28 protein-coding genes and 1 pseudogene are annotated in these 21,764 nt (G+C 38.1%); all 29 read left to right on the top strand.

From position 1 onward, the window contains the following. Positions 1 to 1,713, top strand: a pseudogene (locus KJS36_RS05885) (hypothetical protein); the annotation flags it as partial. Positions 1,714 to 1,724: 11 nt separating this feature from the next. Continuing rightward, the gene (locus KJS36_RS05880; RefSeq protein ID WP_213535519.1) at positions 1,725 to 2,240 is read left to right on the top strand and encodes a DUF3969 family protein; all 516 of its coding nucleotides are present in this window, start codon (positions 1,725 to 1,727) and stop codon (positions 2,238 to 2,240) included. Between the two features lie 6 nt (positions 2,241 to 2,246). After that, positions 2,247 to 2,387 (top strand): hypothetical protein, encoded by a 141-nt coding sequence (locus KJS36_RS05875; protein WP_213535511.1) that lies wholly within the window; start codon positions 2,247 to 2,249, stop codon positions 2,385 to 2,387. 96 nt (positions 2,388 to 2,483) lie between these two features. Continuing rightward, positions 2,484 to 2,843, top strand: a complete 360-nt coding sequence (locus KJS36_RS05870) for a hypothetical protein (protein ID WP_213535502.1) — start codon at positions 2,484 to 2,486, stop codon at positions 2,841 to 2,843. After that, positions 2,822 to 3,382, top strand: a complete 561-nt coding sequence (locus KJS36_RS05865; protein WP_213535497.1) for a hypothetical protein — start codon at positions 2,822 to 2,824, stop codon at positions 3,380 to 3,382. The genes KJS36_RS05870 and KJS36_RS05865 overlap by 22 nt, the downstream gene beginning before the upstream one ends. Further along, positions 3,379 to 3,921 carry a hypothetical protein gene (locus tag KJS36_RS05860; protein WP_213535495.1) on the top strand — a complete coding sequence of 181 codons (543 nt, stop codon included), beginning with the start codon at positions 3,379 to 3,381 and terminating at the stop codon, positions 3,919 to 3,921. The genes KJS36_RS05865 and KJS36_RS05860 overlap by 4 nt, the downstream gene beginning before the upstream one ends. Positions 3,922 to 4,009: 88 nt before the next feature. Continuing rightward, the gene (locus KJS36_RS05855) at positions 4,010 to 4,675 is read left to right on the top strand and encodes a hypothetical protein (RefSeq protein ID WP_213535487.1); all 666 of its coding nucleotides are present in this window, start codon (positions 4,010 to 4,012) and stop codon (positions 4,673 to 4,675) included. Positions 4,676 to 4,704: 29 nt separating this feature from the next. Beyond that, positions 4,705 to 5,019 (top strand): hypothetical protein, encoded by a 315-nt coding sequence (locus KJS36_RS05850; protein ID WP_213535482.1) that lies wholly within the window; start codon positions 4,705 to 4,707, stop codon positions 5,017 to 5,019. 209 nt (positions 5,020 to 5,228) lie between these two features. Beyond that, positions 5,229 to 6,374, top strand: coding sequence for a thiolase family protein (locus KJS36_RS05845; RefSeq protein WP_213535472.1), 1,146 nt, complete (start codon positions 5,229 to 5,231; stop codon positions 6,372 to 6,374). Between the two features lie 41 nt (positions 6,375 to 6,415). Then, positions 6,416 to 7,660, top strand: coding sequence for a hydroxymethylglutaryl-CoA reductase, degradative (locus tag KJS36_RS05840; RefSeq protein WP_213535462.1), 1,245 nt, complete (start codon positions 6,416 to 6,418; stop codon positions 7,658 to 7,660). Between the two features lie 125 nt (positions 7,661 to 7,785). Next, positions 7,786 to 8,058, top strand: coding sequence for a 30S ribosomal protein S16 (rpsP, locus tag KJS36_RS05835; protein WP_213535453.1), 273 nt, complete (start codon positions 7,786 to 7,788; stop codon positions 8,056 to 8,058). A gap of 63 nt (positions 8,059 to 8,121) precedes the next feature. Continuing rightward, positions 8,122 to 8,361 (top strand): KH domain-containing protein, encoded by a 240-nt coding sequence (locus tag KJS36_RS05830; protein WP_213535444.1) that lies wholly within the window; start codon positions 8,122 to 8,124, stop codon positions 8,359 to 8,361. A gap of 71 nt (positions 8,362 to 8,432) precedes the next feature. Continuing rightward, positions 8,433 to 9,266, top strand: coding sequence for an alpha/beta fold hydrolase (locus tag KJS36_RS05825; RefSeq protein ID WP_213535435.1), 834 nt, complete (start codon positions 8,433 to 8,435; stop codon positions 9,264 to 9,266). A 7-nt stretch (positions 9,267 to 9,273) separates the two neighbouring features. Next, on the top strand, positions 9,274 to 9,801 hold the full coding sequence (gene rimM / locus KJS36_RS05820) for a ribosome maturation factor RimM (RefSeq protein ID WP_213535430.1): 528 nt from the start codon (positions 9,274 to 9,276) through the stop codon (positions 9,799 to 9,801). After that, complete coding sequence (trmD, locus tag KJS36_RS05815) at positions 9,798 to 10,541, top strand: tRNA (guanosine(37)-N1)-methyltransferase TrmD (RefSeq protein WP_213535420.1); 744 nt, start codon at positions 9,798 to 9,800, stop codon at positions 10,539 to 10,541. The genes rimM and trmD overlap by 4 nt, the downstream gene beginning before the upstream one ends. After that, positions 10,542 to 11,123, top strand: a complete 582-nt coding sequence (locus KJS36_RS05810; protein ID WP_213535410.1) for an HAD-IA family hydrolase — start codon at positions 10,542 to 10,544, stop codon at positions 11,121 to 11,123. Position 11,124: 1 nt separating this feature from the next. Next, on the top strand, positions 11,125 to 11,523 hold the full coding sequence (locus KJS36_RS05805; RefSeq protein ID WP_213535408.1) for a DUF1149 family protein: 399 nt from the start codon (positions 11,125 to 11,127) through the stop codon (positions 11,521 to 11,523). A gap of 58 nt (positions 11,524 to 11,581) precedes the next feature. Beyond that, the gene (locus KJS36_RS05800) at positions 11,582 to 12,421 is read left to right on the top strand and encodes a DegV family protein (RefSeq protein ID WP_213535400.1); all 840 of its coding nucleotides are present in this window, start codon (positions 11,582 to 11,584) and stop codon (positions 12,419 to 12,421) included. 81 nt (positions 12,422 to 12,502) lie between these two features. Next, positions 12,503 to 13,273, top strand: a complete 771-nt coding sequence (dapB, locus tag KJS36_RS05795; protein ID WP_213535394.1) for a 4-hydroxy-tetrahydrodipicolinate reductase — start codon at positions 12,503 to 12,505, stop codon at positions 13,271 to 13,273. 10 nt (positions 13,274 to 13,283) lie between these two features. After that, positions 13,284 to 13,805, top strand: coding sequence for a GNAT family N-acetyltransferase (locus KJS36_RS05790; RefSeq protein ID WP_213535389.1), 522 nt, complete (start codon positions 13,284 to 13,286; stop codon positions 13,803 to 13,805). A gap of 84 nt (positions 13,806 to 13,889) precedes the next feature. Continuing rightward, a complete protein-coding gene (locus tag KJS36_RS05785; protein ID WP_213535384.1) occupies positions 13,890 to 14,168 on the top strand; it encodes a (4Fe-4S)-binding protein in 279 nt (92 codons plus the stop codon). Further along, complete coding sequence (locus KJS36_RS05780; RefSeq protein WP_213535378.1) at positions 14,168 to 14,455, top strand: GNAT family N-acetyltransferase; 288 nt, start codon at positions 14,168 to 14,170, stop codon at positions 14,453 to 14,455. The genes KJS36_RS05785 and KJS36_RS05780 overlap by 1 nt, the downstream gene beginning before the upstream one ends. 64 nt (positions 14,456 to 14,519) lie before the next feature. Further along, entirely contained in the window at positions 14,520 to 15,719 is a 1,200-nt protein-coding gene (locus KJS36_RS05775; RefSeq protein ID WP_213535373.1) for a CCA tRNA nucleotidyltransferase, read from the top strand. Positions 15,720 to 15,744: 25 nt separating this feature from the next. Next, entirely contained in the window at positions 15,745 to 17,145 is a 1,401-nt protein-coding gene (locus KJS36_RS05770) for a C69 family dipeptidase (RefSeq protein WP_213535368.1), read from the top strand. A 17-nt stretch (positions 17,146 to 17,162) separates the two neighbouring features. Then, complete coding sequence (gene arsC, locus KJS36_RS05765; RefSeq protein WP_213535363.1) at positions 17,163 to 17,570, top strand: arsenate reductase (thioredoxin); 408 nt, start codon at positions 17,163 to 17,165, stop codon at positions 17,568 to 17,570. A gap of 80 nt (positions 17,571 to 17,650) precedes the next feature. Next, complete coding sequence (locus KJS36_RS05760; RefSeq protein WP_213535360.1) at positions 17,651 to 18,739, top strand: iron-containing alcohol dehydrogenase family protein; 1,089 nt, start codon at positions 17,651 to 17,653, stop codon at positions 18,737 to 18,739. Positions 18,740 to 18,843: 104 nt separating this feature from the next. Then, positions 18,844 to 20,709 carry an ABC-F family ATP-binding cassette domain-containing protein gene (locus KJS36_RS05755; protein ID WP_213535355.1) on the top strand — a complete coding sequence of 622 codons (1,866 nt, stop codon included), beginning with the start codon at positions 18,844 to 18,846 and terminating at the stop codon, positions 20,707 to 20,709. A 9-nt stretch (positions 20,710 to 20,718) separates the two neighbouring features. Next, complete coding sequence (locus KJS36_RS05750) at positions 20,719 to 20,901, top strand: hypothetical protein (RefSeq protein ID WP_213535353.1); 183 nt, start codon at positions 20,719 to 20,721, stop codon at positions 20,899 to 20,901. Between the two features lie 171 nt (positions 20,902 to 21,072). Beyond that, the gene (gene gst / locus KJS36_RS05745) at positions 21,073 to 21,759 is read left to right on the top strand and encodes a glutathione transferase, Atu5508 family (RefSeq protein ID WP_213535351.1); all 687 of its coding nucleotides are present in this window, start codon (positions 21,073 to 21,075) and stop codon (positions 21,757 to 21,759) included. The last annotated feature ends 5 nt before the right edge of the window (positions 21,760 to 21,764 follow it).

Genomic DNA, 21,764 nt, shown 5'->3' with positions numbered 1-21,764 from the left:
GCCGGGCAGAAAGTATATAAAAATGTCACAAAGACAGGCGCTTACGGCAGTACATACAGTTACAAACCAAAAGTACCATGGTATGACAGCCTGAGTTCAGCCAGTCAAGCAGAACTTACAGGGAAATATAATATACCCAAACGAATTATTACTGTTCATTATACACGGCGACAAGCAGAGATTACTCTATACTTCATAGATGATAGAGGACAACTTTTAGGACATCAGACGTATCATAACTACGAAAATAACGAATATTTGCTTTCTCCTCCACATTATCCATATTTAAGTCTTGTGAATACCAAACTTCAAACGCTCAAAGGAACATACAGTCATCCGCAAACAACAATAATTATTGAATACAAGCATATTCCAGCTTATTTAACGGTTAATTTGAGTATTGATGGACAGGTACAAAGTAGCACAGTGTTTGATGGCTACTGGGGAGACAGTTATTATTATCCAATTTCACCTTTAGGAGTGAATTATCTCATGCCTTATCCAGGTTATAGCTACGTTTCTGGGAGGTTTAATGCTATCTATAATTCAGTGACTCTGAATTACTATTATGTGAGAAGTACCGTTACGCTCAATCTTTACGGTACGGATGGGACTTATCTCACAAGCTACAGTCAATCAGGAGAATACGGACAGCTTTGGAGTTTCAACTTACCAAGCTGGATAGGTAATTATCAGTTGGCAATGAACGCCAATCAAAGTGGCAATTTCGGACTTTCAAACCAAAGTTATACTCTCTATTATAGCCAAGTTGTGCCAGTTGCCACACAAGTCGATTATACTGTAAGGACAACACGGAAAAAGAAAGTTCCGAAACGCACAGGCTTGACGGAAGCACAGTATATGAGCAAAGAGGGAATGTTGGAGTATGGCGATGACTCCTCGACAATGAAGCAATACCTTGAGTATGCTTATATGAACGAGCCAGTACTTGAAGAAAAAGTAGCAACAGAGTATCATGACAGTAAACCCGCTCCTTACTATGGTGTCATGTCGGTTGGGAACAGCACCATCGCACAGAACTTACGCACAACACGTCAGACGGTGACAAATGTTGTAAAGCAAAATATCGCAAGTTTCAAACTTTCTGCCAGTCATCACAATGTTGTAAGAAGCAAAACACAAACAAAAAACAAGAGCAAAACAAAGAAGTTAATTGGTGGGTTGCTTGCAGGGATGGCATTACTAGGTGGAACTGTAGCCTATGTAGGGAAGAAAATAAAAAATACCTTTGGTGAACAGACTGTTTATGCGGATGATGGCGAACCTCCGTATGATGATATGGAGCCTTTGTGGGGACCTGGAGGTCCTACAAAGAATCAGGAAAGTTCTGGCGGAAATCAAAAAGAGGTAATAAAGGGAAAAGGTAGTAAAAGTAGTAAAAGTTATGATAATTGGTTGAAGAATTCAACGGATACAGTTAAACATATATATAATAGCATAAAAGAAGCACCAAAATATCCGAAAGATTTTGAACCAGCTAAGAATGGTTCTGGAGGGAGTGAAGCTATAAAAAATAAAGATGTGATTGATATGTTAAAGAAGCTAGGTGGAAAATGGGTTAAGACTTATAAAAATGGCTATGATGCAGAGGGACACAAAATTTCAATTCACTACTTTCAGAATAAATCAAATGGGAAAGTTTTTAACGTTAAAGTGAAAGATAGTTGGAGTATAAAAAAATCTAATAAATAGAATGGAATAACATGGAAAATAATAAAATGATGAAAATTCTTATTGATGAGAACTTGGAAATCAATCGCACTATCTTAATTATTATTATTGGCTTGATGGAAAGCCTCTCCAAAAGTGCAATAACGGTGGAAGATGCAGAAGGTGCAATTTTTACTCCGTATAGTTACGTAGTTTTAAAAGAATTGGGAGTTAGTAATGAGCTATTGAATTTAGTTAAAGATGGTACAGAACTTGAAGACGTGGAGGCACTTGTTCCAGAACAACTTTCAAATAATTGTGAGAAGATAAAAAATGAAGCAATAAATTTACTAAAGAAATTACCAAAACGTGTTTCTCATTATTACTGGTTGAGTGTTGATAAAGAACAAACAGAGAAAGCTTTCTTTGATGAACCAGATATTAAGAAAACTTTCAATAGAGAACCTGAAAAAAAGAAAGTTACAGCTTCAGAGACAGAAAATTCGAGCCAAATTGATGCTGAAGAGCTGAAAGAATTTAGAAAGTGGAAAAGTAACAAGATGAATTAAAAAATTTTGGACTTAAAAGTTATATTTTCTGTTAGTCAATCAGGAGAATACGGACAGGCTTGGAATTTCAACTTACCAAGCTGGATAGGCAACTATCAGTTGGCAATGAACGCCAATCAAAGTGGAAACTTTGGACTTTCAAACTAAACTTACACTCTCTATTATAGCCAAGTTGTACCAGTTGCAACACAGGTCAGCTATACTGTCACGACAACACGTAAAAAGAAAGTAAAACGCACAGGATTGACCGAAGCACAGTATATGAGCAAAGAGGGAATGTTGGAGTATGGCGATGACCCTTCCACAATGAAGCAATACCTTGAATATGCTTATATGAACGAGCCAGTACTTGAAGAAAAAGTAGCAACAGAGTATCATGATAGTAAACCTGCTCCTTACTATGGGGCTATGTCTGTTGGAAATAGCCCACTAGCACAGAACTTACGTGCTACACGGCAAACAGTAACAGGTGTTATAAAACAAAATATCGCAAGTTTCAAACTTTCTGCAAGTCATCACAATGTTGCAAGTACTCAAACCCAAACCAAAAATAAGAGTAAAACGAAGGCTTTGATTGGTGGGTGCTTGCAGGTCTGGCATTAATTGGTGGAGCTGCAGCTTATGTAGGGAAAAAGATAAAAAATACTTTTGGTGAGCAGACCACTTATGCGGATGATGAAGTTTACAATCTCAATACTCGAGATGGCTTAGGCGCAGGCTATGGGAATGAACCTACACCAGCTGAGGAGGGACAATATGATGGCAATGGTCAAGAAGCTAAGACGTCAAAAGCCAAAGGTGGTGGAAGTTCTGAAAAGGTTGATGTTGAGACTGGGGCGGATTCAGGAAAATATCCACATGGAAAATATGTGGATGCCCCATATCATACAAATACCAAGAATTCTATTAAGAGCGAAAGACCAAGAAATGGTCAAGAATCCTTAAATGATTCATTGTCTGTAAGTGGAGACACTACTAATCGTAGGATTAGTGTAGCCAATAATCAGTTTGTTGTACTAGATGAAACAGAAAAAGGAGAATATCATGGTCATGTTCGAACTTGGAGAGAATTAAATCAAAAAATGCAAGCTATTTTAAGAAAAGCAGGATTAGTTACTAAGAAAGGAAAGATTATTGGATGATAAATATTTTTAAACTTTATTTAAATGACCATAGGGAAATAGACGTGAATATTGAAAATGAAGAGGTAAAAGATGAAAATTTATACTATTTTTCGAGGTGTTTAATATATTTTATAAATGAAGAAAATAAAATTTTGATATATGATGACTTTTTAACAGAAGCATTGACATCTTTAGTAAATTCATTAACATTGGTTAGAGATAATAAACAAGTAATATCAGAGAAAAACTATATGAAAGGAGCTGCCTATAATTTTAATTTGGCATTGAATATAGAGCAAGATTTTGAATTAGATGATGTATGGTCAACTATTCAGGAAGATAATCAATCACTTTGGATTTATAATTATAAAAATGAAACTTACTTAGAGATTGGAAAGATTTATCATTATCACTTTTTAGAGTTGCCAGAAAATGAGATGACTTATGAAGATTTTATGCGAGATTATAAATTTACTGTACGTATTTTGCTTACAAAAGAAATGATTGATTCTTGGCTGAAATTGACAGAACCCTTGTTAAAAAAGTTAAAAAAATGAGAAAGCTTAGAAATTAACAATAAAGAGATAATTTGAAGAAAAAGTAGCAATAGATATAGCACAGAACTTACACACCACACGTCAAACAGTGACGAGTGGTGTGAAGCAAAATATTGCCAGTTTTAAACTTTCTGCCAGTCATCACAATGTTGTAAGAAGCAAAACACAAACCAAAAACAAGAGCAAAACGAAGAAGTTGATTGGTGGATTGCTTGCAGGTCTGGCATTAATTGGTGGAGCTGCAGCTTATGTAGGGAAAAAGATAAAAAATACTTTTGGCGAGCAGACTGTCTATGCGGATGATGAAGTTTACAATCTCAATACTCGAGATGGCTTAGGCGCAGGTTATGGGAATGGACCGACACCAGCGGAAGAGGGACAATATGATGGCAATGGTCAAGAAGCTAAGACGTCAAAAGCCAAAGGTGGTGGAAGTTCTGAAAAGGTTGATGTAAAGACTGGGGCGGATGATGGGAAAAGTTTATCTAATGCTGCAAGTAACTGGGGAAAAGGAAGTTATAATTCTTCTGAAGATTCTTTACTGAATCATTTTGATAAGCATGGTAAGCAAGTTGGGGCTACGACACCTGAACAATATGCAAGAAAGGCAGAAGGAATGTTAAATAAGGTTTTAGGTAAAGTTAAAGGAAAACCAGTAGAAGGACAGACTTCTAATGTATATAGATATAGAAAAGGGGGATATTATATTGATATTCAACGGGGAACAGACAACATAATTTCATTTGGTAAATAGACAAATTATAAAAAAGAATTGGAGAAAAAATGAATACAATTAAAGATAGTGATTTTAATGTTTTACAAAAATTTTCGGCAGAATATGTAATAGGTACAGTGGGTGTACTTCCCATACCCAGAATGAAAATTAGGATTTATGAGGAAAAAGAAAGATTTATTGGATATACAGATGTTCAATTAAGAATTAAATTTGATGACTCATTTGAGCTTGCGGTTGGTTTTGGAAAAACTGAAGAAGAAGCTTTACAAGATACTCTTAAATACTTTAAAGAAATGATAGAAGAAAATTATCCAGATTTAGATGAACTAGCTTTGAATGAAAAAAATATTAATTTAGAGTAATGTCAAATCAATATTTTATTCTTTGATAGTAGCTTATTAAAAATATGGATGTAGAGTGTGGGACAATAAATAAATCACCGATTTTTTCGGTGATTTTATATGTTCAAATTAGCATAAAAAGATGCTGGTGTTTAAAGTTTTCATATTTTTTGCTATAATGAGTTAGCATAAAATTTTAACTTTAGAAAGATATAATTTTAGATACTTGTATGAAAGACATAGTTATTTTAGATAGCATAAGAACACCAATTGGTAAATATAAAGGAAAATTGAGTAATTATAGCTCAGTTGAATTAGGAACTAAAGTTGTTGGAAAGTTATTAGAGCGCAATCAGGCCGTTAAATCAGATATTGCTCAACTTATATTTGGTTCAGTAATCACTGCTGGTCAGGGGCAAAATGTAGCGCGTCAAATTTCGGTTAAATCAGGATTATCAGTGGAAATTCCAGCGATGACCGTTAATGAAGTTTGTGGTTCGGGTATGAAAGCGGCACTTTTGGCACGTCAGTTGATTGCACTAGATGAAGCAGAAGTTATTATTGCAGGTGGGACAGAAAATATGTCTGCTTCTCCTATGATAAGCACAGATGAAACAAGTCAGCCAGTGCAAGCATTTGTCACAGATGGTTTAATTGATGCTTTTTCTGAAAATTTGATGGGATTGACGGTAGAAGTTATCGCAGAAGATAATAAAATTTCCCGTTTGGAAATGGACGGATTTGCCTTAAAATCACATCAAAAAGCGTTGATAGCTCAAAAGACGCACAAATTTGATAATGAGATATTAGATTTTGGAGAAGGAATAAAAGACCAGCCAGTTCGTTCAGATACTTCACTTGAAAAACTTGCTCATTTACGTCCGGCCTTTAAAGCGGAAGGACAAATTACAGCGGGAAATGCTTCGCCGGTAAATGATGGTGCGACAGCTCTTTTGCTTTCTTCACGGGATTATGCGGAAAAGCATAAGCTTTCTTATCTTTCAATCATCAAAGAAGCTGTAGAAATTGGAGTAGAGCCAAAAAATATGGCAATTTCTCCAATAAAAGCTATTAAGAAACTTCTTGAAAAAGTAAAAATGACAGTTGATGATATTGACTTCTTTGAGATTAACGAGGCATTTGCAGCATCAAGTATTGTGATTGAACGTGAGCTTGGTATTGATAGCTCAAAAGTCAATATTTATGGTGGAGCGATTGCACTTGGGCATCCTCTTGGAAGTACAGGAGCGCGTTTATTGGGAACTCTTGCACGACAACTTATACAAGAAAAGAAACGTTATGGTATTACAAGTCTTTGTATTGGTGGTGGGCTTGGTTTAGCTGTTCTGCTAGAAAATCCTAATTTTACAAAATAAAAAGGAGCAAGCTCAGTCAGGATGAGCAGTTAATTGTTTGAATGGATAAAAAGTTTTATCAGATGAGTACCGATGAACGGATTGAAATACTTGATGCATCACAAGAGACACAAGAAATTTTGAAACAAATGTCGCTTGATAAAGATATTGCCAATAATCTCATTGAAAATCAAATTAGTGAAATTGAGCTTCCTTTGGGAGTGGCTCAAAATTTTATTGTCAATCATCATTCTTATCAAGTCCCAATGGCAACAGAAGAACCGTCAGTCATTGCAGCGGCTAGTAATGGTGCAAAGATTGCAGGGGATTTTAAGGCAGTTGTTGAACAACGCTTGATGCGTGGGCAGATTGTATTTTATGAGGTCAAACAAAGTAGCGATATCATCGAAAAAATTCAAGAAAGTCACACAGAAATTTTAAGAAAAGCGGAAAATGTTTATCCCTCAATCATCACACGTGGTGGCGGACTGCGAGAAGTAAGTACACGTAATTTTTCTAAAGAAAAATTCTTATCCGTCGATTTTAAAATAGATGTTAAAGATGCGATGGGAGCGAATATCGTCAATAGTATTCTTGAAGGTATTTCAGAACTTTTTCGTGAGTGGTTTCCAGAAGAAAATATTTTATTTAGTATTTTAAGTAATTATGCGACGGAATCTCTTGTTACTGCGCAGTGCACCATTCCTGTTGAGCATCTTTCCAAAATAGGAAATGGGCGTGAAGTTGCTGAAAAGATAGTTCAAGCATCACGGTTTTCAAAAATAGACCCTTATCGCGCAGCAACACATAATAAAGGAATTATGAATGGTATTAATGCTGTTGTTTTAGCAACCGGAAATGATACACGTGCGATTGCTTCGGGAATCCATGCTTTTGCAGCACAAAAAGGGAGTTATCAGGGATTAGGAAAATGGGAATTAAAAGAAAATGAACTTTATGGTGAATTGACCGTTCCTTTGCCCGTCGCAACAGTAGGTGGAGGAATAAAAATCCTTCCTAAAGCTCAAGCTGCATTGGAAATATTGCATGTCAATAAAGCTGAAGAACTTGCCGAGCTTATTGCGGCAGTTGGTCTGGCTCAAAATCTTGCAGCATTGCGAGCACTTGTGTCAGAAGGAATTCAAAGAGGACATATGAGTTTACAATCTCGTTCCCTTGCGATGGCAGTGGGTGCAGAAGCTGATGAAATTGCTATTCTCAGTGCACAGTTACGACAAGACAAAATAATGAACCAACAAATTGCAGAAGAATTATTAAAAAAAATCAGAAATAAAAAAGCTCATTGAGCTTTTTTATAACTGTAATTATTTTAAAAATAACAAAAATAGTCTGTCAAGTTTTTTTCTTGACAGCATCACTATATAGTGATATACTTACTAAGTAATCAAATTAAGAAGAGGAATAAATAAATATGTCTGTAAAAATCCGTTTGACTCGTATGGGTTCAAAGAAAAAACCATTTTATCGTATTAACGTTGCTGATTCACGTGCACCACGTGATGGTAAATTCATCGAAACAGTTGGAACATACAATCCACTTTTAGATGAAAATCAAGTGACTTTGAAAGAAGAACGTATTATGGATTGGATGGACAAAGGTGCTCAACCATCAGATACAGTTCGTAATATCTTATCAAAAGCTGGAGTTATGAAGAAATTCCACGAACAAAAATTCGGAAAATAATATGAGAAGCCACAGGTGTGGCTTTTTGTGCAAATTTCACAGAAGAAAAAGTAGAGGAAAGATATGCAAACAGATGTGAAAGATTTAGTTTTGACGATTGTAAAACCACTCGTGACAAAACCAGAAGAAGTGACACTTGAAATTGTTGATGGGGAAGAATTCTCAGAATATCATTTACGTGTTGCGGAAAGTGATATTGGACGTATTATCGGGCGACAAGGACGGATTATTCAAGCTATTCGTACAGTTGTTTATTTTGTACCTGTTGAAGGTAAAAAAGTCCGTCTTTTGGTTGACCAATGAGAGATTAAAGCCTGATTTACAGGCTTTTTTGCTAGAATATTTTTGAAATAAAATAGATAAGGTGAAAATTTATGTCAGAAAAATATGAATTTTTGGAGATGGCTGATGGTGAAAAAGTTCGTTTAGGTTTTTTTGAGCCAAATGATGAAATTAAAGGAGTTATTCAAATCATTCATGGTTTTGGTGAATATATTGGTCATTATTTGACTGTGATTGATTTTCTTACAAAACTTGGTTATGTTTGTGTCATTCATGATCAGCGCGGACATGGAGTACTGGCAAAAGAGTTTCCAAAAACAAAAGGAATTGCAGAAAACTATGAAAAATTTCTGAGTGATAGTTTAGAAATTCGTGAGTGGATTGGAAAACATTTTTCTGAATTTCCTGTTTTTATTTTTGGTCATAGTATGGGAGGGAATATTGTGCTTAATCTGCTTATCAAATATCCTCAAATTTATCAAAAAGCAGTTATTGAGTCTCCTTGGCTAGATTTAGCAGAACCTCCATTAGAAATTGTTCAAGTTTTAGCTAAATTTCTAGGAAAAATCAGTCCAAATATTCGCATACACACTCATTTAAAAGTAGAGGCAATCGCTCATGATACTGAATTGGTAAAGGCAATGACAGAAGATGGTTTTTATCATGATGTTCTTTCATTGCGCTTGTTTACTCAAATTAAAGAAGCAGGAAAGTATGTCCAAAAACACGCGAAAGAACTGAACACTCCTAGTATTTTGTTCTGTGCTGAGCAAGATGGAATTTGTTCGGCACCAGCTATTCGGGATTTTGCAAAGAATACAGGAGATAATGTCAAGTTTGTTGAGATTGCTGGAGGTTATCATGCTCTTCATTTGGATACTCAATCACAAGAATTTCTTGTACAAATGACAGAATTCCTGCTATAATTAAACTATGACGAATTTTTATAAAGTTGGAATAATTGTAAATACACAAGGACTTCAAGGTGAGCTTAAAATAATGCCCACAACAGATTTTGCTGAGGAGCGTTTTTCCAAAGGAACAGTTCTTTCGCTTTTTGATAAAAAAGATAATTTTGTGCAAGAATTGACGGTTAAAACAGGAAAAAGCTATAAAAATATGTATTTAGTTAAATTTGAAGGACTTTATCATATTAATGATGTAGAAAAATTTAAAGAGTTTTCGCTGAAAATTCCGGAAGAATCTCTTTCAGAGTTAGATGCTGGGGAATTTTATTATCACGAGATTATTGGACTTGATGTGTATGAAGGTGAGCGATTTATTGGAGAAATATCAGAGATTTTGCAACCTGGAGCAAATGATGTTTGGGTTGTAAAACGTAAAGGGAAACGAGACTTACTTTTGCCTTATATTCCAGCTGTTATTTTAAAAGTTGATTTGCCAAATCATCGTGTGAATGTTGATATTATGGATGGGTTGGATGATGAGGAAAATAAGTGAGAGTTGATATTTTAACCATTTTTCCAGAAATGTTCAGTCCGCTGAATCAATCAATGGTTGGTAAGGCGCAAGAAAAAGAGATTGTTGAAATCTATACACATGATTTTCGGGAAAATGCAGATAATAAACAAAGACATGTAGACGATATGCCTTATGGTGGTGGGCAAGGAATGCTCTTGATGCCTCAGCCAATATTTGATACAATGGATAAATTTTCTCATGAAAATGCGCGTGTTATTTTGCTTGACCCTGCTGGGAAAAAATTTAATCAAAAAGTGGCAGAAGAACTTGCAAAAGAAGAGCAACTTGTCTTTATCTGTGGACATTATGAAGGATATGATGAACGAATTAAAAGCTTAGTAACGGATGAGATTTCTTTGGGAGATTTTGTTTTGACTGGTGGGGAAGTAGCAGCAAATGTGATGATTGATGCAGTTGTACGTTTACTCCCTGGTGTACTTGGAAAACAAGTAAGTCATGAAGATGATTCGTTTTCAAGTGGACTTTTAGAGTATCCCCAATATACACGCCCTGAAGATTTTAGAGGTTTGCGTGTTCCTGAGGTTTTAATGTCGGGTCATCATGAAAATATTCGTAAGTGGCGTTTAACTGAAAGTCTGAAAAAAACATTGAAACGTCGACCAGATTTATTAGAAAACTATTCTGCAAATGAAGAAGAAATAAAAATTTTGGAAAAACTACGAGAAACGAGCGATGATACGCAGGATGTGGTAGAATAGATGAAGTTAAGAAATTATATCTGGGATTTTGATGGGACGTTGTTTGATACTTATCCTGTGATGCTCCAAGCACTGAGGCAGGTAATGAAGAATTATTCTATTGAGTATGATGGAGATTTAGAAGATTTTATTAAACGTTATTCAATTAGGAAATTTGCGGATGATTATGCGAATGTTTCTTTTTTGGAAAGTTACCATCAAGTAGAGCATGAGTTACAAAAAATGCCAAAGTTTTATCCTGAAATTCCTGCGATTTTAAAAAATATTGTTGTTCAAGGTGGACAAAATTTTGTATTGAGCCATCGAGACCATACAACATTTGAATATTTAGGAAATTCTAAGAAATTTTTTACTGAAATCATTACTTCAGAGGAAAATTTTGCGAGGAAACCTAATCCTGAAGCGCTTAATTATCTTATTGATAAATATGGGCTGGAAAGAGCTGAAACAATCATGGTGGGAGATCGTCCATTAGATATTGAAGCAGGGAAGAATGCAGGGATTTTAACACTTTTATTAGATGAAAATAATATTTTCGGTAATATTGCCGATAGAAAAATAAGAAAATGGAGTGAATTTTAAAATGACTTTAACAATCGAACGTGAACAAGAATTTGTCAATCAGTTTCATTATGATGCACGGAACTATGAATGGGAAAAAGAAAATGGAGCACCTGAAACAAACTTAAATGTTCAGTTTCAACTTGTGCCAGCTGACCAATTAGCTGATGGGAAAGTAAGTGAAGAAGATACAGCAATTCATACAATTCTTACATTTTTGATACCTTTGGATGATATCGTTATTTCTGGCTTTGTTAGTCAGTTGAACTATATTCGTGGACAAGTGATTCAGGAACAAACAGAAATTGATCAGGAAGATATGTCACAGATTGCTAGTCCTTTGTTTGAAATCTTGAAACGGATGGTATATGAATTGACAGAAGTGGCACTTGATCAACCAGGAATCAATCTGGAATTTTAAGAGGAAATGGATTTTTTGAAAGGAAAAGATTGTTTTTCTTTCAGAATGTGTGAAGAAAATGAAATTAGCAATAATTACAGATACTTCGGCGGATATTGCTGAGAAATTTAGGAATAATGAGCATCTTTTTGTGTTGGAAGTTCCTATTTCTATTGATGGGATAGATTATAAGCCGAGCGAATTTAGTCATGAAGCATGGTTTGACTTGATGCGTGAGGCAAAAGATGTACCGAAAACGTCACAACCTAGTGTTGCGGAGCTTTCGGAACTTTTGTTAAAGTTAGAAAAAGAAAATTATACTCATGTTTTGGGGCTTTTTCTAACTTCTGGTATTTCGGGATTTTATCAAAATGCTTTTTATTTGCAAAATGAGTTTGATAGGATGGTTGTAAAGTTTCCCGAGACTTATATCACATCAAGTCCGCTTGGTTTTATGATTGAAACAGCTCTTAACTTAGCCGATAAGGGAAAATCTTTTGAAGAAATTTTGGAAAAGTTTGAAGAGCAACGTGCGCATGATAATGCTTTTATGCTGGTTGATGATTTGCATTGGTTGGCAAAAGGTGGACGACTTTCACGTGGGGGAGAAATCCTTGGAACGCTTTTAAATATCAAACCCTTGCTACAATTTTCAGAAGATGGGAAAGTTGTGGTTTATGATAAGGTTAGAACAACTAAAAAGGCTGTTAATGAGATGGAAAAACTCTTTTTAGAAGCTTCTAATTCTGAAGATTTCAAGGTTTATATTATTCATAGTGGAGATGAAGAACGCGCTAGGGAGCTTTATGACTTTGCTAAGGCAAGTGGTTATGAAGATTTGGAATTAGTGACATTTGGTCCAGTTATTGCGACACATTTGGGACTTGGAGCTGTGGCTTATGCAGTGATACCTAAATAGAAATTAGTAGTTATAAAAGCACCTTTGGTGTTTTTATAAACACCAAAGTTATCAGAAAAATATGGAAAAGGAAAGAAAAATATGATTAAAGTCATTATCGCGGGATATAAAGGACGAATGGGTTCTACAGCTGTTAATATGGTTTTGGAGCAAGAAGATTTTGAGTTGGTAGGAGTTTTAGACCCATTTGCTAAGGAAAAAGAGGCTTTTGGAGTGCCTGTATTTACTGATAAGTCAGAACTTGTTGGATTTTCTGCGGATGTTTGGGTGGATTTTACGCAGCCATCTGTTGCTTTTGAAAATACAAAATTTGCATTGGAAAATGGTTTTCGTCCTGTGATTGGAACAACCGGATTTACAGAGGAACAGATTGCTGAATTGATAAATCTGTCGCAGGAAAAAGAAATTGGTGGATTGATTGCGCCTAACTTTGCTTTGGGGGCGGTACTTTTGATGCAGTTTTCTAAGCAGGCTGCGAAATATTTTCCTGATGTGGAAATTATTGAATTGCATCATGATAAGAAAAAAGATGCGCCAAGTGGGACGGCTGTAAAAACGGCGGAATTGATTGCTGAGGTCCGTGTGGAACATCATCAGGGAGCTGATGATGAGGAGGAAAGTATTGCTGGTGCGCGTGGTGCGGAGTTTGAGGGAATGCGTATTCATTCGGTACGATTGCCAGGACTTGTGGCACATCAGGAAGTTTTGTTTGGTTCAGCTGGTGAGGGATTGACTTTGCGACATGATAGCTATGATCGTGTGAGCTTTATGACTGGTGTGGCGCTTGGTATTCGTGAGGTTGTGAAGGTTCATGAGTTGAAATATGGACTGGAACATTTTTTAGAATTGTAAGAAGGAATTTATGGTAGAGAAATTAGAAATTCGTCAGTTGGAGTTGTCTGATGAAGGAGCTTTTGAGCGTTATTTTGCAAAATGGGAGAATGAGCCGATTGTGAATTATCATGTTCGGCGTTTTTCTGATTTGGAGAGTTTTGCGGATTATTTGACAGCTTTTGAGCGGGAAAAGACGGAATCAAATAGTTATTCTGGTTCGACTTCGACGAAATATTTTTCATTTTTGGAAAATGGTGAGATTGCGGGTTCGATTGATTGTCGTTGGGAGATTGAGAAGGGTGATTTGTTGATGACGGGCGGTCATATTGGTTATATGGTGGCTCCTGATTGTCGTAGGCAAGGTGTGGCTAGTGCTTTACTTGATTTTGCTTTGGGAAAATATCTGGAAACTGGGATTTTTCGGGTGATGATTTCGGCTTTGGAGACAAATGGGGCTAGTCGAGCGGTGATTGAGAAGTTTGGTGGTGTTTTGGAAAATATTGTTGATGAAGATGGGGAGAATTTATGTCGTTATTGGATAGAATTATAGAAATATTATAAAAATAAGCTAATCTTTCTATTAAATATTAAAAGTATGTTAAAATGGCTTTATTATTATAGAAAAGGAGCGTAAATGAAAGAGAGTGAATTAGAGATGGCGGGGGCTGAATTGCTTTCGCAGGGCTACCGAAAATATCGGGGACAGGAGTTGGATATTTATTATAATGTTTCTTTATGTGCGCACGCTGGAGAATGTGTACGTGGGGATTCAAAGATTTTTGAAGTGGGACGGAAACCTTGGATTTTGCCTGATAATGGTGGAACTGTTGAGCATACGATGACTGTGATAAATCGTTGTCCGTCTGGTGCTTTGAAATATTTGCGTCATGAAAAAAAGGAGGAAAATGTTTGATGAATCTTATATTTGAAGAAGATGATGAGAGTATCGTCATGAAAAATGAGGCTGGCGAGAAGCTGGGAGAAATTGCATTTTCTGGAGATGGGGATTATTTTACTGTTTTTCATACGGGGGTAAATCCTGATTATCGTGGGCAACATTTGGGAGATAAATTGGTCTTGCAAACGATTGAGAAAGCAAAAAGAGAGCAACGCAAGATTATTCCGACCTGTCCTTTTGCACGGAAGTATTTTTTGGAACACCCTGAATATCAGGAATTTGTGCAAGGTGACTTAAATTGAATTTTTGATGAATGAAACGCAGTTGGCTCTGCGTTTTTTTGTATAAAATGATAAAATAGAATTTATGAGATTAGAGAATTTACCTGAGGAGTTTGTGCGGGCTTTGCCTGTTTTGGAGAAATTGAATTTGGCGGGATTTGAGACTTATTTTGTCGGTGGTTGTGTGCGTGATGCTTTGTTAGGTCGTGCTATTCATGATGTCGATATTGCCACAAGTGCTTATCCTGCGGAGGTAAAGGCGATTTTTCCGAAGACGATTGATATTGGAATTGAACATGGAACGGTGCTGGTTTTGATGGGAAAATCTGAGGCTGAGCATTATGAAGTGACAACTTTTCGGACGGAGAGTGATTATACGGATTATCGGCGTCCTGACCATGTGGATTTTGTGCGAGACTTGCGGGAGGATTTGCGTCGGAGAGATTTTACGGTGAATGCTTTTGCTTGTGGGGCTGATGGAGAAATTATTGACTTGTTTGATGGTTTGCAGGATTTGCAAGACAAACGTTTGCGTGCGGTAGGACTTGCTGAGGAACGTTTCAATGAGGATGCTCTGCGGATTATGCGGGCAATGCGTTTTGCTGCGGCGCTTGGTTTTGAGATTGAGCCGATGACTTTTCAGGCGATGATGAGTCATGCTGAGTTGTTGATGAAGATTTCGATTGAGCGGATTTTTGTGGAACTGGATAAATTATTGCGGGCTGATGGTTGGCGAAAAGGTTTGTCAGTCTTGATAGAGTCGGGTGCTTGGCAATATTTGCCTGATTTTGAGTTGGCTGGCTTGAAAAAATTTTTGACAGTTTTATCAAAAACTTTTCAGTTTAAAAGTTCGGCACAAGCTTGGGCAATAATGTTGGCGCAGTTTGATAATATTTCTGTCAAAAAATATTTGCGGAAATGGAAAGTGTCAAATGAATTTATTCGGGATGTGACGGCACTGACAGAGGCACATCAGTTGGACAAATGGGATTTGGCGAGTGTTTATAAGTTTGGACTTGCGACTTGTCAGTTGGTAGATGATTGGAAAATGGCTGAAGGTCTGAAAATTGATTTTGACAGAACTGTCAAAATTGATGAGAGGCTGCAAATTCACGACAAATCAGAAATTGTTGTCAAAGGTTCGGATTTGATAAAAATGGGATTTCAGGCAGGTCCTGAGCTTGGTAAAATGTTGGCTGAAATTGAGGAAAAAATTGTCAATAATGAATGGATAAATAAACGAGAATTTATCTTAGAAAAAATAAGCACAGTAAGCGGAATTTGAATAATAAAAGAATTGGAGAAAAATTATGATTATCGAAAAACGACGCAAAGGTTCATGTACAACGGTTTTAGTTGGGAAAAATGCTACGTTAGATGGTTCAACTTTGATTGCTCGAAATGATGATGGACATGAAGCGCTTGACCCACAGCGTTTTGTTGTCATCAAGCCAGAAAATCAACCGAGTCACTATAAAGCAGTGTTGACAAGCTTTGAGATAGATTTGCCAGAAAACCCTTTGCGATATACGTCAACACCAAATGCAGATTTGAAAGATGGGCTTTGGCCTGCTGCGGGAATCAATAGTGTGAATGTTGCGATGTCAGCGACGGAAACTATCACGACGAATCCACGGATTTTGGGGCTGGACCCTTACAATGAAGCGAGCGGATTTGGCGAGGAAGATATTGTGACACTGGTGCTTCCGTATATTCATAGTGCGCGTGAGGGAGTTGAGCGCTTGGGCAAACTTCTCATGACTTACGGGACTTATGAGCCAAACGGTATCGCTTTTGCTGACCATGATGAAGTGTGGTGGTTGGAGACGATTGGCGGACATCATTGGGCTGCGGTGCGGATTCCTGATGATGCTTATGTGGTTGCGCCAAACCGCATGAACATTGATAAATTTGACTTTGATAGTAGTGATACCCTTTGTTCAAGTGATTTGCAAGCGTTGATTGATAATCATCAGTTAAATCCAGATTTTGAGGGTTATAATCTGCGTCATATTTTTGGTTCATCAGCGGTTAAGGATAATATTTACAACAATCCGCGGACTTGGTACGGTCAAAATTATTTTGGGACAATTTCTGAAAATCCGCAAAATCAGGAATTGCCATTTATTTGCCATGCCAATCGTAAAATTACTGTGGAAGATGTAAAATTTGTGCTATCAAGTCATTTTGAAAATACAAAATATGATGTTTATGGGACGACGAATACGGAAGCGGAGAAAAAACTTTTCCGTCCGATTGGGATTAATCGTAATCATTCAGCACATATCTTGCAAGTCAGAAATAATGTGCCTGAAGCGCTTGCTGGTGTGCATTGGCTCATGTTTGGAGCAAATACTTTCAATCATGCAGTACCATTTTACACAAATGTTGAAGATACCCCAGCTTGCTATCGTGATGCGACAACAGCTTATGACCCAACGAATATGTACTGGCTCTCTGCGACGACAGCAGTGCTTGGCGACAGTAATTACAATTTGTTCGTGGATTTGCGAGATAGTTACGCTCTCACGACAATGGCAAAATTCCGTGAAATTCAAAATGCAACAGATGCGCTGGGCGAAAAGGCCGATTTGGCAGCGGCGAATGAACAGCTGGCAAAAGTAGCGTTGGAAGCGCAAAATGAACTTCTTGGACGAATGGTATTTCTTGGCTCTGCGAATATGAAATTACGATTTGATTTTAATGATTAAATGATAAAAGGTTTAAGATGAAAAAAATTTATTTTTTGTGTACAGGAAATTCTTGTCGAAGCCAGATGGCTGAAGGATTTGCTGAAAAATATTTTGCGGATAGGTATGAAAGTCGTTCGGCTGGTGTTGAGCAACATGGCTTAAATCCACGAGCAGTGCGGGTTATGGCAGAAGTTGGTGTTGATATTTCTCATCATCGTTCTGATTTGATTGATGAGGATTATTTTAATCAATGTGAGCTGATAGTGACTTTATGTGGCGATGCGCGTGATAAGTGTCCAATGATTCCGCAGGGGACGAAGCATTTACATTGGGATTTGCTAGATCCTGCGCGTGCTGTGGGAACGGAAGAGGAAATTCTTACAGTTTTTCGGCAAGTGAGAGATGAGATTAAAGAATATGTCTTAAAACTTGATAAATTTTGATAAAAAAGTGAAAAAATTTTTTGACAGTTTTGCCTTGTTTGTGATAGAATATTCTGATAATTGGAAGTGGAGGAGAATTTATGAATATTGCAGAAGAAGTGCGGCCGGGAGCCAATCGTTATGTGAGTGGTCAGGGGATTTTGCAAGAGCTGGAACTTTATTTGACGGACTTTGGTAAGATTGCTGTGGTGACTGGGGAGAAGTCTTTTCGAGCTTTTAGTGACTTTTATCAGAAAGATTTGCCTTATCCTATTTTTCGTTATGATGGGACGGTTTCTGTTGAAGATGGGGAACGTTTGGCTGCTGAGATTGCGGAAAATGGTGAGACGGATACGATTTTGGCGATTGGTGCTGGTCGTGTGCTTGATACGGCGAAATTGGTTGCTGAAAATTTATCAGCTCGCTTGATTATTTTACCAACTTTAATTTCAAATTGTGCACCTTACACGCCGATTGGGGCGATTTACCATCCTGACCATAGTTTCCATAAAGTGGCATATTTTTCTCGGGTAAGTGAGTTGACCTTGGTGGATGTTGACTTTTTACTTGGAACACCGCGTGATTACTTGGTTGCGGGAATTGGTGATACTTTGGCAAAATGGTACGAAATGGAAGGAATTGTTCGTCATGTGCCTGCTGAAGAACTTTCTGCATCAACGAGACTTGGATTTGCGAGCGCACAGGAGATTTTGAAGATTTTACTTGCGGATTCAGCGCCTGCTTTGCTTGACTTGGAAGCTCAAAAAGTGACGACAGCTTTTGAGAGGATTGCGGATGCGATTATCGAGTTGTCAGGAACTGTTGGTGGCTTTGCAGGTGCTTATGGACGTATGGCTGGCGCGCACGCTTTGCACAATGGTTTGTCACTCTTGTCTGAAACACACGCGATTTTGCATGGTGCGAAAGTTGCTTACGGTGTGTTGGTGCAATTAAGTTACACAAATGATTGGGAAGAAATCGCGAAAATCTTGCCATTTTATCAAGCTTCTTCATTGCCAACAACTTTGGCTGAGCTAAATATCGCAACATTTGACCGTGAAAAATTAAGAGAAGTTGCAGATTTTGCAGCAGGAAAAAATGAGTCTTACAATTTGATTGACCCTGATGTGACAGCCGAAAAAGTGCTGACAGCGATTGAAAAATTGGAAAAATTTGTTGCTGAACAATGAAAATATTTTTGACAGTTCTGTCAAAAATATTTTTGTCTCTCGGACAATAGAATGTCCTGAAAGATGTGATATAATGGGATTAACAGAAGATAGGATGGATTGAAATGGCTGATTTTATTGCGCAAAATTTGACGAAAAGTGTTGGAGATAAAGTTGTTTTTGACAAGATAAACTTTATGATTCACCCGCTGGATAGAATTGGTCTTCTGGGCGTCAATGGGACGGGAAAGACGACTCTGCTCAACGTGATTGCTGGTGCTTCGGGTTTTGACGGCGATGTGTCGCCTTTTGACAAAGCTGTCAATTTTAAAATCACTTATCTCACGCAAGAACCTGATTTTGATGGAACATTGAGCATTTTGGAAACCGTGCTGGACGCGAGTTTGCCACAGATGAAAGCTGTCAAAAACTATGAAGCGGCTTTGACAGACTTGTCAAAATTGGAACGTGCGCAAGCGGAGATGGATGCGCTGGATGCTTGGCAGGTCGAGGCAGATGTCAAAATGATTCTCAGTAAATTAAAATTGCCAGATTCTGCGACCAAGATTTCACAACTTTCAGGTGGACAAAAACGCCGTGTTCAGCTGGCGCAAGCTCTTTTGAACGATAGTGACCTTCTGTTACTGGACGAGCCGACGAACCATTTAGATGTGGAGACGATTGTCTGGCTGCAAAATGTTCTGAAAAATAGCAAGCGAACCGTGTTGTTTGTGACACATGACCGCTATTTTTTGGATGCTGTTGCGACACGGATTTTTGAGCTGGACAATGCTGGACTGAAGGAATATCAAGGAAATTACCAAGATTATCTCGTCAAAAAAGCCGAGGATGAAGAACGAGAAGCGGCGGCGAGCCACAAAGCTCGTCAGCTTTATAAGAGCGAGCTGACTTGGATTCGTAAGTCTCCGCAAGCCCGTGCGACCAAGCAACAAGCGCGTATTGAGCGTTTTGACAAGCTGTCAGAAAATCTCAGCGCTGAAAAATCGCCGTCAGACGATTTATCTGTCAACATTGCCAGCCAGCGCCTCGGTAAAAAAGTGCTTGCTTTCAAAAATGCCAGTTTTGGCTTTCCTGATAAGAAAATCTTTGAAAATTTTGACTTGATTGTTCAGCCTCATGCGCGTCTCGGCATTGTTGGCGATAACGGTGTCGGCAAATCCACACTTTTGAATATCATTGACGGCGAATTGCAACTGAGCTCAGGCAATCTGGATATTGGCGAAACGGTCAACATCGGCTATTTCAGTCAGGAAATTCGCGGCTTGGACGAGGATAAGCGCGTGATTACATTCCTTGAAGAGACGGCAAATGCGGCGCACAATGCGTCAGGTGAAAATATTTCTATTGTCAATCTCTTAGAGCAATTTTTATTTCCCCGCAGCACGCACGGCACGCTGATTCGCAAGCTTTCTGGTGGCGAGAAAAAACGGCTCTATTTGCTAAAAATTTTGCTTTTGCAGCCAAATGTTCTCCTGCTCGACGAGCCGACAAATGACCTTGACATTGCCACATTGACCGTCCTTGAAAACTTCCTTGACAGCTTTCCAGGCGCAGTTTTGACCGTCAGCCACGACCGCTATTTTCAGGATAAAGTTTCAAATGAACTTCTAGCTTTTGAAAATGGCGAAATCAACCACATTTTCGGTGCTTACAGCGACTATTTGACGACAAAAACAGCCGAAAAAGTTTTTGACAGTTCTGTCAAAAATTCTGAAATCCCTGTCAGCGCTGACAGCCGTCGGACAACGCAAAAAATCCGCCTGACTTACCAAGAAAAACAAGAATGGGCAACGATTGAAGACGACATTTCCGAGCTGGAAAATCGCATCGCTGACATTGACAATGAAATGAACGCAAATGGTTCTGACAGCGGACTTTTACTCGATTTACAACGCGAACGTGACGAAAAATCCGCCGAACTTGACCACAAATACGAGCGCTGGGAATATCTCTCAGAGCGCGCCAATTAAGGAGAAATCATGACAACGCAAGAACTCATCACGATTTTAAAAGAACAACCGCAAAATGCGACCGTCAAAATCATCCAAGAAGACATCACAGGCGAGCGCTTTTTTGACATCAATACTGTCGAAAACCTAATACGCATTCGTATGACCACAAGTGGTGCCGAACAAGTCGAAACCGTCGTTATTGGCATATAAATTTTTTGACGTAGCAAAGCCGTTGTGAGCTTGCTCACATTACGGATAGGCTAGTTTGTTTATCTAAAACTGTCAAAAAAGGCACTGAACACCGTCAGTACCATAAAGAAATTTTTGACAGTTTTGTCAAAAATAATTTCGCTCAAAAGCATCAAAAAGGAGGCTATCATCATGTCAAAAAAAGCAACTTACACCCTTTATTACTGGCCTGTTCCCTTCCGTGGACACTTTATCCGCGCCATTCTCAGCTATGCACAAGCAGACTGGGAAGAAGGAGAAAACGTTCCAGCTCTGATGAGTACCAAACCCCACAATCAGCCGATTCCCTTTATGGGGCCGCCTGTTTTGGTCAATCATGAAAAACATTTTGCCCTCTCGCAAATGCCAGCGATTGCCAATTACCTCGGTGAGCAACTCAATTTATTACCAGAGTCAGCTGAGGACAAAGCACTCGCACTCAAAATCGTGGCCGACGCAAATGATGTCATTGATGAACTCACGCTCCAAGGAGGCATGACAATGTGGACACAAGAAAGCTGGCAAGCATTCATTCCAAGATTGCAAAAATGGATGACTTTCTGGGAAGAAGAATTAGCGCGCAGCAGTAGTAATTATCTCGTAAATACGCAATCCCCAACAATTGCCGACATCGTCTCAAGCACCCTCTGGAGTACAGTAACAGAGCGCTTTCCAGCCATCAAAGATTTATTAGAAAAAACAGCTCCCAACACAGCCTTACACGCCGAAAAACTCTGGAAAAACGAACTCGCCGATTTTGCAAAAATCAGCTGGGACACATACGGCGACAGCTATTGTGGCGGACAAATCGAACAATCCATGCGCAAAGTTATCAAATAAAATCA

It is taken from the genome of Lactococcus nasutitermitis (assembly GCF_018403765.1).
GTDB classification, from domain to species: Bacteria; Bacillota; Bacilli; order Lactobacillales; family Streptococcaceae; genus Lactococcus; species Lactococcus nasutitermitis.
The sequence above is the reverse complement of the archived record's forward strand: the minus strand, read 5'-3'. Positions and strand labels throughout refer to the sequence as shown.